This window comes from Duganella sacchari, from assembly GCF_900143065.1.
GTDB lineage: Bacteria > Pseudomonadota > Gammaproteobacteria > Burkholderiales > Burkholderiaceae_D > Rugamonas > Rugamonas sacchari.
The window spans coordinates 194619-206751 of sequence record NZ_FRCX01000007.1; the positions used below are offsets into that span (position 1 = coordinate 194619).

Consider the following 12133-nt stretch of genomic DNA (forward strand, 5'->3'; position numbering starts at 1 on the left):
TGCGATAATTTGATTTTGCCTACGCCGAAAGACCTGACATGGCTTCCAACTTCTTCAATCTGTACACGCACGATTTCGCCCGCGTTGCCATTGCCGCGCCCGTGTGCCGTATTGCCGATCCAGCCTACAATGCCGAGCAGACCATCCAGCTGGCCCAGCAGGCCGCTGCGCAGGGCGCGGCGCTGGTGGCGTTTCCCGAGCTGGGCCTGTCGGCCTATACCTGCGACGACCTGTTCCATCAGCGCGCCTTGCTGGATGGCGTGCTCGATGGCCTGGCGGCGATTCTGGATGCGTCGACGGAATGGAAGATGGCGGTGGTGGTGGGGGCGCCGCTGCGCGTCGAACACCAACTGTACAACTGCGCGGTGGTGATTGCCAATGGCCAGATCCAGGGCGTGGTACCGAAGAGCTATTTGCCCAACTATGGCGAGTTCTATGATGTGCGCCAGTTCAGCAGCGGCGACTATGCGGTCGCCACCGAAATCGATCTGCTTGGCGAGCGCGTGCAGTTCGGCTCCGGCCTGCTGTTTGAAGTGGCCGATATGCCGCTGTTCAAATTCCATGTCGAAATTTGCGAAGACGTGTGGGTGCCAATTCCGCCATCGTCGTTTGCCGCCTTGGCGGGCGCGACCGTGCTGGTCAACCTGTCGGCCTCGAATGCGCTGGTCGGCAAGGCCGGCTACCGCAACCAGCTGGTGTCGCAGCAATCGGCGCGCTGCCTGGCCGCGTATCTGTACACCTCGGCCGGCGGCGGCGAATCGACCACCGACCTGGCGTGGGATGGCCAGGGCGTCATCTGCGAAAACGGCGAGCTGCTGGCCGAAGCCAAACGCTTCAGCGACGAGCCGACCTTGACCTTTGCCGACATCGACCTCGAGCGCCTGTCGCGCGAGCGCATGCGTATGAACACGTTTGCGCAATCGGTGCAGCGCCACGCGGCGGAAGTGGGCAAGTTCCGCACCGTGTTCTTCCATCTGGAGATCGAACGCGAGCAGCCACTGGCGCTGAAGCGCTGCGTCGAACGCTTCCCTTACGTGCCGGCCGATGCGCGCCGCCGCGATGAGCGCTGCAACGAGGTCTACAACATCCAGGTGCAGGCGCTGGCGCAGCGGCTGACTACCAGTGGTTTGAAGAAGGTGGTGATCGGCGTCTCCGGCGGCCTGGACTCGACGCACGCGCTGCTGGTGTGCGCGCGCGTGATGGACAAGCTCAAACTGCCGCGCACCAATATCCTCGCCTACACCATGCCGGGCTTTGCCACCAGCGAGCGCACGCTGAAGCAGGCGCACGCGCTCATGAAACTGGTCGGCTGCACCTCGCAGGAAATCGACATCCGCCCAAGCTGCGTCCAAATGCTCAAGGATCTGGGTCATCCGTACTCGGAAGGCAAGGAGCAGTACGACATCACGTTTGAAAACGTGCAGGCCGGCGAGCGCACCAACCACCTGTTCCGCCTGGCGAACCACAACGCCGCGCTGGTCATCGGCACGGGCGACCTGAGCGAACTGGCGCTGGGATGGTGCACCTACGGCGTGGGCGATCATATGTCGCACTACAACGTCAATGCCAGCGTGCCCAAGACGCTGATCTCGCACCTGGTGCGCTGGGTGGCCGAATCCGGCGTCATCGGCCGCAGCGACGCGCAGGTGCTGCTGGATATCCTCGGCACCGAGATCAGCCCGGAGCTGGTGCCCGGTACTGCCGACGGCCAGCCGGAGCAGCGCACCGAAAGCACCATCGGTCCTTACGAGCTGCAGGACTTCAATCTGTACTACGTGCTGCGCTTTGGTTTCAACCCATCCAAGGTCGCCTTCCTGTCGCATACCGCATGGCAGGACAAGGAGCAGGGCCGCTGGCCGGACGGCGATCACGTCACGCGCAACCAGTATGACCTGTCCGCGATCAAGAAGAACCTGGGCATTTTCCTGGACCGCTTCTTCCGCACCAGCCAGTTCAAGCGCAGCTGCGTGCCGAACGCACCGAAGGTGGGCAGCGGTGGTTCGCTGTCGCCGCGTGGTGACTGGCGTGCACCAAGTGATGCCCAAAGCGTTGTATGGATGGAGGAACTGCGCGCCATTCCGGTGCAGGCGTAAAGAATACGAGTATGTGAATGGACAGCGCGCGCCTGTCGATTACAATAGAAGCAAAGTATACGCTGCACATAGATTTTCGATTTAAATATAAGGAGAAGTCATGAAACAGATTACCGCTGTGATCAAGCCGTTCAAACTGGACGAGGTGCGTGAGGCGCTGGCAGAGGTCAACGTGACCGGTCTGACCGTCACCGAGGTAAAAGGCTTCGGCCGCCAGAAGGGCCATACTGAACTGTATCGCGGCGCTGAATACGTCGTCGACTTCCTGCCGAAAGTGAAAGTCGAAGTGGTGGTGGATGACGGCGTGGCCGAGCAGGTGGTGGACGCCATCATCAAGGCCGCGCGCACTGGCAAGATCGGCGACGGCAAAATCTTTGTGCAGAACGTTGAACAGGTGATCCGTATCCGTACCGGCGAGACCGGCGCCGACGCGGTGTAAGCAGTTTACGTCTTATTCGGAATGCCGGCTTAGCCGGCATTTTTTTTGGCCCGCACCGTTTAAGGTATTTTTTGTATATCGTTGATTGGTTATATTAGTTCGGGATTTCTAGGGTGATTAGTAATATAGACACACTGTCCACCCCTGAGAGCCTGTGTCATGACCAACCATACCTATAAAATCGTCGCACTGTCCTTGCTGTCTGTTGCGGCCAATCTGGGCGCTGCGCCCAGTGTGTATCCCACCGGCGTGACCCGCTACGATACCGCCACCGCCTACAACAGCTATGTGATTTTCAGCGGGCAGGACAAGAAAACCCATCTCATCGACATGAACGGCAACGAGGTGCACAGCTGGAATGCGGAAGGCTTCCCGCCGGTGCTGCTCGATCCGGCGCTGACCGGCGGCCAGCGCGGCAATGTACTGGTGCAGCTGGCCAGCGCGCCAGGCACGGCCAACGAAGGCAATGGCTTGCGCAATCAGGCGATTGGTGAACTGGACTGGAACAGCAATGTGGTGTGGCAGTGGGGCGCGGCAGCCAGTGCGCAAGATGCGTATGCGGCGCCAGTGGAGGGCAAGAGCAATGCGCAAGTGCCCGGCGGCAGCGCCAAGCAGCACCATGACTGGCGCCGCCTGAAGAACGGCAATACGCTGGTGCTGGCCAATCTGGTGCAGCCGGTGGCCGGCTTCAAGGCGCCGCAGGTGCTCGATGATGTGATCTATGAGGTCAACAAGCAGGGCGATGTGGTGTGGAAATGGACCGCCTCGGAGCATCTGGCAGAATTCGGTTTCTCGGCCGCGTCGCTGAAGCTGGTCAAGGAGGGCCTGTCGCCGCGCGGCCCCGGTGCGCCGTTTGACTATCTGCACATCAATAACATGTCGGTGCTGGGGCCGAACAAGTGGTATGACGCCGGCGACCAGCGCTTCCATCCGGATAACATCCTGATCGATTCGCGCGAGGCCAATTTCATCGTCATCATCGACAAGCACACCGGCAAGGTAGTGTGGAATCTGGGGCCGGACTATCCGGCGCAGGTGCGCGGCCCGCGCGTGCTGCCACGTCCGGTGGACCAGATCGTCGGCCAGCACGATGCCCATTTGATCGAGCCGGGCCTGCCGGGCGCGGGCCATATCCTGGTGTTCGATAACCAGGGCGAGGCCGGCTATCCGCGCGTCAGCGTGGGTGTGCAGCCGCGTTCGCGCGTGCTGGAGATCGATCCCATCAAGAAGCAGATCGTCTGGGAATATACGGGCGGTGATTCGAATGGGCCGGAATGGAGTTTCTACAGCTCCTTCATCAGCAGCGCGCGCCGTCTGCCGAATGGCAATACGCTTATCGATGAAGGCATGAATGGCCGCATCTTCCAGGTGACGTCGAAAGGCGACATCGCCTGGGAATACATCAGCCCTTACTTTGCGCCGACACCCGTGGCGGGTGCGGGCAAGCCAGTGCTGAGCAATTGGCTGTACCGCGCCCAACCGGTGCCGTACAACTGGGTGCCGGAAGGCACGCCACGCTCTGAAAAGGCGGTGACCCCGCCGGAGCCAGGCAAGTTCCGCGTCGCGTCCCACTAAACGTCACTACTTCCTATAATGACAACGCGCCGGCAGCCTGCCGGCGTGCGGGGCTGTTCACGCCCGTTTTTGCAGAAAGCTCGACCATGCAACAGAAAAAACTCGCCGTCGCCATCGCTGCGGCTTATGGATTTGTGTTCACCTATGCGCCGGAAGCGCAGGCCCAGGCGGCCGCGCTGGCCGTTGCCGCCATTTCCGATACGGCGGCCAATGCCGTTGAGGCCGGTGCTGCAGCCGATGGCACGGCTGCGGCCGGGGCGGATGTCTCGCAGGTGATTGCCAGCGTGACCGTGTCCACGCGTCGCCGCAACGAAACCTCGCAAAGCGTACCCACCACCATGAGCGTGCTGGACAGCAAAGCGCTCGAAGACAACCGCGTCTACCGCGTGCAGGATCTGCAACAGCTGCTGCCGAGCACCACGGTCAACTATGTGCATGCGCGCCAGATCAGCTTTGCCGTGCGCGGCTTGGGGAACAACCCGGCCAGCGACGGCCTGGAAGGTAGTGTCGGCCTGTATCTTGATAACGTCTATCTGGCCCGTCCCGGCATGGCCGCGTTTGATGCGCTGGACATCCAGCAGCTGGAGCTGCTGCGTGGTCCGCAGGGCACGCTGTTCGGCAAGAACACCACGGCCGGCGTACTCAACATCACAACCAGGCAGCCAACCTTCCGCAGCGAAAACAGCGCTTCGCTATCGGTTGGACAGGAAGGCTATGTGCAGGGCAAGGCCGTGGTGTCGGGCGCGTTCTCCGATACTGCTGCTGGCCGCCTGTCGGCCTACAAGACGCATGAAGACGGCTACATCACCAACCTCTACAACGGCAGCAAGGTGCAGGGCGGCGACCGCTCGGGCGTGCGCGGCCAGGTGCTGCTGGAACCGGACAACAAACTCAGCGCGCGCCTGATTGCCGACTACAACGTCGAGGATTCCAACAACGGCACGCTGGTGTTTTTCAACGCCGGCCCGAGCGGCAAGTTCCTGACGCAGGCGGCTGCGGTCGGCGCGCATCCCGTTACCGATCCGACGTTGCGCCAGGTGAATCTGGATTCCGGCTCGCATTTGGACGTGCACCAGGGCGGCGTGTCGGGCGAGGTCAACTGGAAACTGGATAACGACTACAAGTTCACCTCGATCAGCGCCTACCGTTTCTGGAACTTCACGCCGCACAACGACGATGGCCTGGACGTGCCGATCCTGCTGAATGTCGGCGCCTCCGCGCGCCACCGTCAGTTCACGCAAGAGCTGCGCCTGGCAACGCCGCTGGGCCGCGATGTGGAATCGGTCTACGGCGCGTACTACTACTATCAGAACCTGGACAACATCAACTTCTTCGTGAACGGCCCGCTGGCGGACAAATTTAACGCGACGCCGATTGGCGCCTGGAACAATGTCGTCAGCAATACTTATGGCCACTTGCGCGTCAACAGCTATGCCTTGTTCGCCCAGACCATCTGGCATATCGATCCGAAGTGGGACCTGACCGGCGGCCTGCGCGCCACCTACGAAGACAAGCTGGCAACCGTGCGGCGCGATGCACCGGTCGGCCCGGCGGTGACTGGCGCCGCGCTCGCGGTGCGTACTGCGCGCTACGGTGCGTTTGATTCCGGCGAAGTCCACCTGAGCAACCTCAGTCCATCCGCTTTGCTGACGCTGGCGTACAAGGTCGATAGCGACGTGCTGGCGTTCGGCAGCATTTCGCACGGCGAAAAATCGGGCGGCATCAACCTGTCGGTGCCTGGCGCGGCCGGTGTCTCTTCGCTCAAAGTCAATAACGAGAAGGCCAACAACTTCGAACTCGGCATCAAGAGCAATCTGCTGGAGCGCCGCGCGCAGGTCAACGCCAGCCTGTTCTGGAATGACGTGAAAGGCTATCAGAGCAATGCCTTCGACCGTGTCAGCAGCACGCAGTACCTGACCAACGCCGGCACGGTGCGCAGCCGTGGCGTTGAACTGGATGCCAGCCTGGTGGTGGCGCGCGGCTTCACGCTGGGCGCGAATGGCTCCTTCAATGACGTCAAGTACAAGGAGTACAAAAACGCACCATGCCCGGTGGAGATCAATGCCACCTACTGCGATTTGTCGGGCCGTGCGGCGCTGGTCAACGCGCCGCGCTGGATTGGCAATCTGAATGCCGCCTATGCACACGCCGTAGCCGATAACGCCGAAGCCTATGGCAATATCAACTATGCCTACCGCAGCAGCACTTACGGTACGCTGGACGCCTCCGAGTACGCGCGCATTCCGGCCTACAGCCTGACCAATCTGTCGGCAGGCGTGAAGATCAAGCGTGGCGCAACCAAGTGGGATCTGTCGTTGTGGGCCAAGAACGTGTTTGACAAGCATTACTACACCAGCCTGTGGAATACCTCGCCGGCTGCGTATAACAGCGTGATCGGTACGCCGCGCCAGCTGGGTGTGACCGCGCGCGCCGATTTCTAAACTGGAGACTCAGAGCATGACCAATATCATCCGCCGCCGCGTCCTCAAATCACTGCCCGCGCTGGCGCTGGCGAGCCAGCTGCCATCCGCGCTGGCGGCCGGCAAGGATCAGCCCAACATCATCTTCATTCTGGCCGATGACCTGGGTCACGCCGACCTCGGCGTCTACGGCCAGACCGACTTCAGGACACCCAACCTGGACAAGCTGGCCGCGCAAGGCGTGCGCTTCACGCAGGCCTATGCCAACTCCGCCGTGTGTTCGGCCACGCGCTTTGCGCTGATTACCGGCCGCTATCAGTACCGGCTGCGCGGCGGCCTGGAAGAGCCGATTGCAGGCGCGTCCGACACTATCGGTCTGCCGCCGTCGCATCCGACTTTGCCGTCGCTGCTAAAAAAGCAGGGCTACGGCACGGCGCTGATCGGCAAGTGGCACCTGGGTTATCTGCCGACCTTTGGCCCGCTGAAAAGCGGCTATGACAGCTTCTTCGGCAACTACGGCGGCGCCATCGACTACTTCACGCACAAGCCGGGCGTCGGGCCGCAAGTGAAGGAAGATTTGTACGAAGGCGAAGTGCCGGTGCATCAGATCGGCTACTACACGGACTTGCTGGGCGCGCGCGCGGTTGATTTCGTCAACCGGCAGCAGAGCGGCAAACCCTTCCTGCTGTCGCTGCACTACACGGCGCCGCACTGGCCGTGGGAAGGGCCGGGCGATGAGGCGATTTCACGCGACATCGACAACATCTTCCACTACGACGGCGGCGACCTGGCCACCTACGGCCGCATGGTGGAATCGCTGGACGCGTCAATCGGCCGCGTACTGCAAGCGCTGGAGCAGAAGGGGCTGGCCGACAACACCATCGTCATCTTCACCAGCGATAACGGCGGCGAGCGCTTCTCGAAAACCTGGCCGCTGACGGGGCAGAAGACCGAGCTGCTGGAAGGCGGCATCCGCGTGCCTGCCATCCTGCGCTGGCCGGCGAAAGTCAAAGCGGGGCAGGTCAGCGAGCAGGTGGCGATCAGCATGGACTGGCTGCCGACCCTGCTGGCGGCGGCCGGCGGCGCCCCCGATCCGGCATATCCCGCAGATGGCCAGAACCTGCTGCCGGTACTGCTGGGGCAGTCGCAGAACAATGAACGCACGCTGCTGTGGCGCTACAAGGCCAATGCGCAGCGCGCCATCCGCTCGGGCAACTGGAAGTACCTCAAGATCGGCAAGAACGAGTTCCTGTTCGATGTCGTCAAGGACCAGCGCGAGCGCGCCAACCTCGCCAAGCGCCATCCGGACGTGTTTGCCCAGCTCAAGTCGCAGTGGGAAGCCTGGAACCAGGACATGCTGCCGATCACCGCGGATGTCCGTACCCACGGCGTCAGCGGTCCGGTGCAGGCCGACCGCTACGGCGTGCCGGCCACCGGCAGCGTGCCGGACTAAAAAGGAGAAGAGCAACAATTTGGTTGCTCTTATCTGTTTTTGGGCCTAAGATGATCTTGCAACCATTTGGTTGCTCTTAACCGTGAGGAGATCATCATGCAGCATTTCCAGCATTCCATTCTGATCGACGCCACGCCCGCCACAGTCTATGCCGCGCTGACCACGCTGCATGGCCTGCGCGGCTGGTGGAGCGAGGACTGCGACAGCGACGGCGACACCATCCACATGCGCTTCGGCCAGGTCCACAAGGACTTCCGCGTGACGTCCGCGCAGCCGGAGCGCGAGGTGCGCTGGCTGTGCTCGTCCACGCCCGGCGAGGCGCGTTGCACGGATGAGTGGGTGGGCACCGAACCGGTTTTCCAGCTGCAGTGCGCAGGGCAGGGCACGCGTCTCGATTTTGAACACCTGGGCCTGACGCCGGCACTGTCCTGCTATGCCATGTGCGAACAAGGCTGGCACCAATATCTGGAAAGCCTGCGACAATATGCCGTCACGGGCCGCGGCGCGCCCTATCCACTTGCCACTGCGGAGGCATCAGCATGAATCAGGCATCCAATACCGACCAGATCGAGCGCAGCATCCTCATCAAGGCATCGGCCGAGCGCGTCTGGCGTGCGCTATCGACGCCGCAAGAGTTCGGCGCCTGGTTTGGCGTCAAGCTGGAGGGCGAGCAGTTCTCGCCTGGCCATCATGCGCGCGGGCCGATCACCATTGCTGGCTTTGAGCACGTCATCTTCAACGCCTGGATAGAACGCATGGAGGCGCCATCGCTGCTGTCCTACCGCTGGCATCCCTACGCGATTGACGCCGAGGTGGATTACTCGGGCGAGGAGTGCACGCTGGTGACATTCACGCTGCAGCCCAGCGGCGACGGCGCCACCTTGCTGACGGTGGTTGAATCCGGCTTTGACAAAGTACCGGCGCATCGCCGTGCCGATGCGTTCCACATGAACAGCAAGGGCTGGGAAGGCCAGTTGCGGAATATCGAGCGCTATGTCACCCAATAAAAATCTGGTTCCTGAAAAGCTGGCGACCGTGTTTGCCGCGCTGGGCGATCCGACGCGGCTGAAGCTGGTTGCCGTGCTGTGTGCGGGCGGGGCGTTTTCCATTGCCCAGCTCACGGCCGGCACCGACATCAGCCGGCAAGCTGTCACCAAGCATTTGCAGGTGCTGGCCGATGCGGGCGTGGTGGGCGACCTCAAACAGGGGCGCGAACGCCTGTGGCAGCTGGAGCCGGATGCCATCGCCGAAGCACAGCAGGCGCTGGCGCGTATCGGCCAGGAGTGGGAACGCCGCCTGGGCCGGTTGAAAGCGTTGGTGGAGAATTCGCCCGATTAAGGCTGCTTGTGGTAGTGGATGTGCATGTCGAACTTCCAGGTCAGCAGCCGCAGCAGTGTGATGGAGGTGGCGCTGGTCCAGAGGGCGAAGTCGTCGGAGACGTCGGTATATTGCAGGCCAATGTACATCCACGCACCAAAGAAGGCGCAGATGGCGTAGGGTTTGCCATCGCGGAACACCATCGGCACTTCGTTGCACACGATGTCGCGCAGTACGCCGCCAAAGATGCCGGTAATCACGCCCATCATGGAAGCAATGAAGATAGGCATATTGGCCGCCAGCGCCTGCGAGGCGCCGGCCACGGCAAACAGGCCGAGGCCGATGGCGTCGGCCACCACAATCACGCGTTCGGAAATGATCTGCTTCACGGTCCGCATCAGCGGCGTGGCCAGCAGGGCCAGCACGAAGATCAGGATCGCATATTCCTGGTGCATGACCCAGAACAGCGGGCGCTTGTCGAGCAGGATGTCGCGCAGTGTGCCGCCGCCAAACGCGGCAATGAAGGCCACCGTGAACACCCCCACAATGTCCATGCGTTTGCGGCGCGCTTCCACGAAGCCCGATAGCGCGCCCACCAGTATCGCCACGATTTCAATGACGGTGATCAGGGAGACGTGTACCGGAACGTGCTTCATCTAAGCTTATGGACAAGGTTGCAATGAGCATAGGTTAACATGGCGACCCTCAAGTCCGGTAGGGGTGTTGCATCATATTAACGTATTACTGGTCTTAAACAGCAGTTCGCGCACCCAGTGGTGGGCCGGATCGTGTTCGCTGCGCGCGTGCCAGGCGGCGATTTTGGTGAAACCGGGGATGGCCAGCGGTGGTTCGAGGATCGCCAGCCCCCGGGTGGTGGCCGCCAGCTTGCGCGGCACCACGGCGATCAGGTCGCTCACGCGCAAGAAATCCTGCAGGATCAGGAAGCTGGCCACGGACAGCGCAACATGGCGTTCGCGGCCAATCGCGGCCAGCGCCTTGTCGGTGACGCCGGCAAACGGGCTGCCGCTGTAGGACACCAATGCATGTTCAAGCGCGCAAAAGCGGTCCAGCGACAGCGGGCCGGCCGCATCGGGGTGGTCGGCGCGCAGCACGCAGACGAAGTCTTCTTCAAACAGCACGCGGGTAGGCAGGTCCGGCGTCGCGCTGGCGGGCGTAATCAGGGCGAGGTCGATATCGCCGCGCTCCAGTTGCGCGTGCAGGCTGGCTTCCGCCGGCGTGACCACGATGCGGATGCCCGGCGCCTGCCGCCGTATCGCGGACAGCAAGGGCACCATCACCACGCGCAGGGCGTAGTCGATGGCGGCGATGGTCAGCGTCATGCTGGCGGTGGCCGGATCGAAGCCTTGCGGCCGCAGCATGGATTCCACTTCCGCCAGCAACTGTTTGACCGGTCCGGCCAGCGCGGCGGCGCGCGGCGTCGGCACCATGCCGCGCTGAGCACGGACGAAGAGCGGATCGTCGAAGTGTTCGCGCAAGCGGGTCAGGATGCCGCTGACCGCTGGCTGGGTCAATGACAATCGGCTGGCGGCGCCCGTGACGCTGCGTTCGTCCAGCAGGGCATCCAGCGCCTTGAGCAGGTTGAAGTCGAAGGTTCTGATATCAGCTGGCATGATGGTCTGGATAAAAAAGATCGATTGGATTTATTTTAGTCCAGACCGCATCATGGTGTTCATCGAAAGGAGCCATTATGAGCAATCTATTTACACCATTTACCCTGAAAAGCATCACCCTGCGTAACCGGATCGCCGTGCCGCCGATGTGCCAGTACAGCGCTGTCGATGGCCTGACGAACGATTGGCACCAGGCCCATTACGCCAGCATCGCGCGCGGCGGTCCGGGGCTGGTGATTGTGGAGGCCACCGCCGTCGCGCCGGAAGGCCGCATCAGTCCGGGATGCCTGGGCTTGTGGAATGATGCGCAGGCTGCGGGCTTGGCGCGCATCGCGGCGTCGATCAAGGCTGGCGGCGCGGTGGCGGGCATCCAGCTCGCGCATGCGGGCCGCAAGGCCAGCGCCAACAAGCCGTGGGAGGGCGATGACCATATTCCCGCTGGCGATGTGCGCGGCTGGGACATCATCGCGCCATCGGCGCTCGCTTATGGCAAGCACCTGCCGAAGGTGCCGCAGGCGATGTCGCTGGAGGATATCGCGCGCGTCAAGGCGGACTTTGCCGCCGCTGCGCAGCGCGCGCTGGACGCCGGCTTTGAATGGCTGGAGCTGCACTTTGCGCACGGTTATCTGGCGCAGAGTTTCTTTTCGGTGGCGGCGAACCAGCGTCAAGACGCGTATGGTGGCAATCTGCAAAACCGCAGCCGGTTTATTCTGGAGACGCTGGCGGCGGTGCGTGCGGTCTGGCCGGAACATCTGCCGTTGACGGCCCGCTTTGGCGTGGTGGAGTTCGACGGCCGCGACGAGCAGACGCTCAAGGAAGCCATCACCCTGACAAAGGCCATGCGGGAGGGGGGACTGGATCTGCTGAATGTGAGCGTCGGTTTTTCAACGCCGGACGCGAATATTCCATGGGGATCGGCGTTCCTGGCGCCGTATGCCGAGCGTGTGCGCCGCGAGGCTGGTTTGCCGGTGGCGTCCTCGTGGGGCATCGACGATCCGCATGTGGCCGAGCGTGTGGTGGCGGATGGGCAGATGGATCTGGTGATGGTGGGCCGCGCCTTCCTGGCGAATCCGCACTACGCCTATCACGCGGCGTTGGCACTGAAGAAAGAGCGGCCGTCGTGGACGCTGCCAGCGCCGTATGCGCACTGGCTGGAGCGCTACCAGCGCTGAACCCCACCACCGTATGAGGGGTCTGACCCCGTA

General features: G+C 62.4%; 11 protein-coding genes. 9 read left to right on the forward strand and 2 right to left on the reverse strand.

What is annotated here, in order from left to right; translation table 11 throughout:
- Nucleotides 1–38 precede the first annotated feature (38 nt).
- From BUA36_RS17210 to BUA36_RS17245, 8 genes are all read left to right on the forward strand, one after another.
- On the forward strand, nt 39–2093 hold the full coding sequence (locus BUA36_RS17210) for an NAD(+) synthase (protein WP_072786489.1): 2055 nt from the start codon (nt 39–41) through the stop codon (nt 2091–2093).
- A gap of 100 nt (nt 2094–2193) precedes the next feature.
- Nucleotides 2194–2532 (forward strand): P-II family nitrogen regulator, encoded by a 339-nt coding sequence (locus tag BUA36_RS17215; protein ID WP_008447011.1) that lies wholly within the window; start codon nt 2194–2196, stop codon nt 2530–2532.
- 159 nt (nt 2533–2691) lie between these two features.
- The gene (locus BUA36_RS17220; protein ID WP_072786491.1) at nt 2692–4107 is read left to right on the forward strand and encodes an aryl-sulfate sulfotransferase; all 1416 of its coding nucleotides are present in this window, start codon (nt 2692–2694) and stop codon (nt 4105–4107) included.
- 86 nt (nt 4108–4193) lie between these two features.
- A complete protein-coding gene (locus tag BUA36_RS17225; RefSeq protein ID WP_139260620.1) occupies nt 4194–6548 on the forward strand; it encodes a TonB-dependent receptor in 2355 nt (784 codons plus the stop codon).
- A gap of 16 nt (nt 6549–6564) precedes the next feature.
- Nucleotides 6565–7980 (forward strand): sulfatase family protein, encoded by a 1416-nt coding sequence (locus BUA36_RS17230; protein ID WP_084560211.1) that lies wholly within the window; start codon nt 6565–6567, stop codon nt 7978–7980.
- Nucleotides 7981–8076: 96 nt separating this feature from the next.
- On the forward strand, nt 8077–8523 hold the full coding sequence (locus BUA36_RS17235; RefSeq protein WP_072786493.1) for an SRPBCC family protein: 447 nt from the start codon (nt 8077–8079) through the stop codon (nt 8521–8523).
- On the forward strand, nt 8520–8987 hold the full coding sequence (locus BUA36_RS17240; protein WP_072786495.1) for an SRPBCC family protein: 468 nt from the start codon (nt 8520–8522) through the stop codon (nt 8985–8987). The genes BUA36_RS17235 and BUA36_RS17240 overlap by 4 nt, the downstream gene beginning before the upstream one ends.
- A complete protein-coding gene (locus BUA36_RS17245) occupies nt 8974–9318 on the forward strand; it encodes an ArsR/SmtB family transcription factor (protein WP_072786497.1) in 345 nt (114 codons plus the stop codon). Before BUA36_RS17240 ends, BUA36_RS17245 begins: the two co-directional genes overlap by 14 nt.
- Here BUA36_RS17245 and BUA36_RS17250 read toward each other — a convergent pair.
- Together BUA36_RS17250 and BUA36_RS17255 are read right to left on the reverse strand one after the other, a co-directional pair.
- On the reverse strand, nt 9315–9953 hold the full coding sequence (locus BUA36_RS17250; RefSeq protein ID WP_072786499.1) for a trimeric intracellular cation channel family protein: 639 nt from the start codon (nt 9951–9953) through the stop codon (nt 9315–9317). The genes BUA36_RS17245 and BUA36_RS17250 overlap by 4 nt on opposite strands.
- Nucleotides 9954–10025: 72 nt before the next feature.
- Nucleotides 10026–10928 (reverse strand): LysR family transcriptional regulator, encoded by a 903-nt coding sequence (locus tag BUA36_RS17255; protein ID WP_072786500.1) that lies wholly within the window; start codon nt 10926–10928, stop codon nt 10026–10028.
- A gap of 77 nt (nt 10929–11005) precedes the next feature.
- Between BUA36_RS17255 and BUA36_RS17260 the strand changes: the two genes are divergently transcribed.
- Nucleotides 11006–12100 carry an NADH:flavin oxidoreductase/NADH oxidase gene (locus tag BUA36_RS17260; protein WP_072786503.1) on the forward strand — a complete coding sequence of 365 codons (1095 nt, stop codon included), beginning with the start codon at nt 11006–11008 and terminating at the stop codon, nt 12098–12100.
- Nucleotides 12101–12133: the final 33 nt, after the last annotated feature.

Coding starts and splice junctions, on each gene's coding strand:
- BUA36_RS17220 (WP_072786491.1), top strand. CDS start 2,692: ATGACCAACCATACCTATAAAATCGTCGCACTGTCCTTGCTGTCTGTT.
- BUA36_RS17235 (WP_072786493.1), top strand. CDS start 8,077: ATGCAGCATTTCCAGCATTCCATTCTGATCGACGCCACGCCCGCCACA.
- BUA36_RS17215 (WP_008447011.1), top strand. CDS start 2,194: ATGAAACAGATTACCGCTGTGATCAAGCCGTTCAAACTGGACGAGGTG.
- BUA36_RS17250 (WP_072786499.1), bottom strand. CDS start 9,953: ATGAAGCACGTTCCGGTACACGTCTCCCTGATCACCGTCATTGAAATC.
- BUA36_RS17260 (WP_072786503.1), top strand. CDS start 11,006: ATGAGCAATCTATTTACACCATTTACCCTGAAAAGCATCACCCTGCGT.
- BUA36_RS17225 (WP_139260620.1), top strand. CDS start 4,194: ATGCAACAGAAAAAACTCGCCGTCGCCATCGCTGCGGCTTATGGATTT.
- BUA36_RS17255 (WP_072786500.1), bottom strand. CDS start 10,928: ATGCCAGCTGATATCAGAACCTTCGACTTCAACCTGCTCAAGGCGCTG.
- BUA36_RS17245 (WP_072786497.1), top strand. CDS start 8,974: ATGTCACCCAATAAAAATCTGGTTCCTGAAAAGCTGGCGACCGTGTTT.
- BUA36_RS17230 (WP_084560211.1), top strand. CDS start 6,565: ATGACCAATATCATCCGCCGCCGCGTCCTCAAATCACTGCCCGCGCTG.
- BUA36_RS17240 (WP_072786495.1), top strand. CDS start 8,520: ATGAATCAGGCATCCAATACCGACCAGATCGAGCGCAGCATCCTCATC.
- BUA36_RS17210 (WP_072786489.1), top strand. CDS start 39: ATGGCTTCCAACTTCTTCAATCTGTACACGCACGATTTCGCCCGCGTT.